The following is a 2205-nucleotide window of genomic DNA, read 5'->3' on the forward strand; positions in this document are numbered from 1 at the left end:
TATCAATTATTCTGAACGGGGTCTTCGCCACAGGCGAGCCACCACTGAATTCATAAACTCTCCAAGTAAATGGAGTTGTACATTTTAACCAGAATGACGCACGGGGTTATTAACCACCACTGCTTAAATCGGTCTCACATAGAGCTGTCATTGCAAAATTCGGGGTGTTGCAGTAAAGTCGTTAGCTAGGGAATTTATTTTCTGTCGAAAAAGGGGGAATGACGCATAACGGACAGGTATTGCTGCAGGTGGGAAATTCATTGAACGTCCAGCCTGGAACCGCTGCCCAGTAAAGAAATAAAAGTACAAGTTAACAACTAAAAGTCCAACAGAATTCCGTCCGCTGAAACCGCTGCTGATAGCGAACTACAGCCGAAGATAACAACGTCCAGCCCCACTTGCAGCAATACCCCTGTTGTGTGCTGTTTTGTCTTTCGTTCTCTTAGTCTATTAGTCGTCTATGATAATTTATTTGTCCAAGGTGATAAGTCAAGTGTGTCGCCAAATGAATAAGCATGTAGCCTATTGAAGTTTTATTTTCAAAAACTAAAATAGGAAATTCATTTTCCAATTGTTCAGTAGTTAATTTATCAAGTGAAGATTCTACTATTATTTTTGTTTCTTCAATTTTTTTAATCAACTCCGCCTTAGAAATATCTTTCAAAGAAAATTCAAGTTCTCTATCTCGTATATAATTTGTTTTGCCAATTTCTGCACCAATATAAGTGTTTAGATTTCCGATTAAATGCAAACAAAGGTTTCCTGCTGAATTTGCAATTTGGTTTTCCACTTTCCACAAGTTATCGTCATGTTTATATAATTCGATTTCAGTTTTTAGTTTACTTAAATCCCTGCCGAATAATGCTTTTAATGTTTCAATTACCATTTTCTTAATTTTTTAATTCTCCTTCAAACATAGTTACAGCCTCTCCATAAATAAAAACTTTATCGTCTTGTAATTCAGTATTCATCTTTCCTGTCCTTTGTGAGGATTGAAAAGCATTTAGTTTATTTTTATTTAATTTCAAAGCCCAATACTTTGTCAAAAAAGTTTGTATTCCACCTGTAACTGGGTCTTCATTTGTTCCTGCCCAAGGCCAAAAATATCTGTAATGAAAATCAAAGTCGCTGTTGCCCGATTGTGCAGTTACTAATACGCCATTTATTCCATCATACGAATTTATTAACGAAGGAAAGTCTGGTCGTAATTCAGCTAACTTTTTTGTGTCTTTGATTTCCAATAAAATTATTTTATTGTTTGGGCTGTACCTTTTATTTTGGACTTCTCCTATTCCAAGAGCATTCAACATACTTTTTGGTACTTCTATTTCTTCGGTTTCGTAAACAGGAAATTGCATTTTTATTTTATTTCCTGATTTCTCAATAGGTAGTTCAACATTATTGATGTTTTTGAAAATAATTTGGTTCAAACTTGTTGTGTCAAAAATAATTTTGGAAGATGCTAACGTTGCATGTCCGCACAATGGGATTTCCATTTTCGGGGTAAAAAATCTAATGCTATAAAAGTTATCAGTTAGGTGTTTTATAAATGCAGTTTCTGAAAACCCAATTTCAGTTGCAATGTTCTGCATTACTGTATTGTCTAAATTATTTTCAACAATACAAACTGCTGCTGGGTTTCCTTTAAATTTTTCATTCGTAAATGAGTCTACAAAATACGTCTTCATAGTTTAAATTATTAGTCTCGGTGTCTTCCCGTAAAATAGCACACAACGCCCCAGGCTTGGCGATGTGGCGGAATTTGAAAAACCGTCAGCCGGGAACGATTGCTGAATAAATATACAAAAGTTTAAAATAAAAATCTGCAGTTGCGTTATGGTCGTCTTGCCGGAACTACAGCTGATAGATGACTACAGCCGAACTACTGCGTTACAGTCCGCCGACATAGTGCCAAGCCCATGTTAGCTGCTTTGGGAGTTGTGAAACAAGCCAACATAATCTTGTGCAATAACCCTGAAAAAATGGTTGCTGAAAAAAACTTGTGCGCCGGATCTACCGCATTTTAAAATCAAAACAAAGTGTCAAAAGTAAAAAAGCAAAAACTTTGCGTCAGTGTACCGCAGCACAGCCTGCTGAATCCTGTCGTGCGTGGGGTCAACAAAATGCTTAATAAAAAACGAGTCCACATAATTGAAATGTCCTGCTGCAAATAAAAAAAAGTCAACCCATATATAACCGGCAACC

General features: G+C 36.2%; 2 protein-coding genes. Both read right to left on the reverse strand.

Annotated features, from left to right (window positions below; all coding sequences use genetic code 11):
• Positions 1-442 precede the first annotated feature (442 nt).
• Positions 443-886, reverse strand: coding sequence for a DinB family protein (locus A0F92_RS09610; RefSeq protein ID WP_068244939.1), 444 nt, complete (start codon positions 884-886; stop codon positions 443-445).
• A 4-nt stretch (positions 887-890) separates the two neighbouring features.
• Complete coding sequence (locus A0F92_RS09615; protein ID WP_068244942.1) at positions 891-1688, reverse strand: PhzF family phenazine biosynthesis protein; 798 nt, start codon at positions 1686-1688, stop codon at positions 891-893.
• Between the last annotated feature and the right edge of the window lie 517 nt (positions 1689-2205).

Source organism: Hydrotalea flava (assembly GCF_001623405.1).
GTDB classification, from domain to species: Bacteria; Bacteroidota; Bacteroidia; order Chitinophagales; family Chitinophagaceae; genus Hydrotalea; species Hydrotalea flava.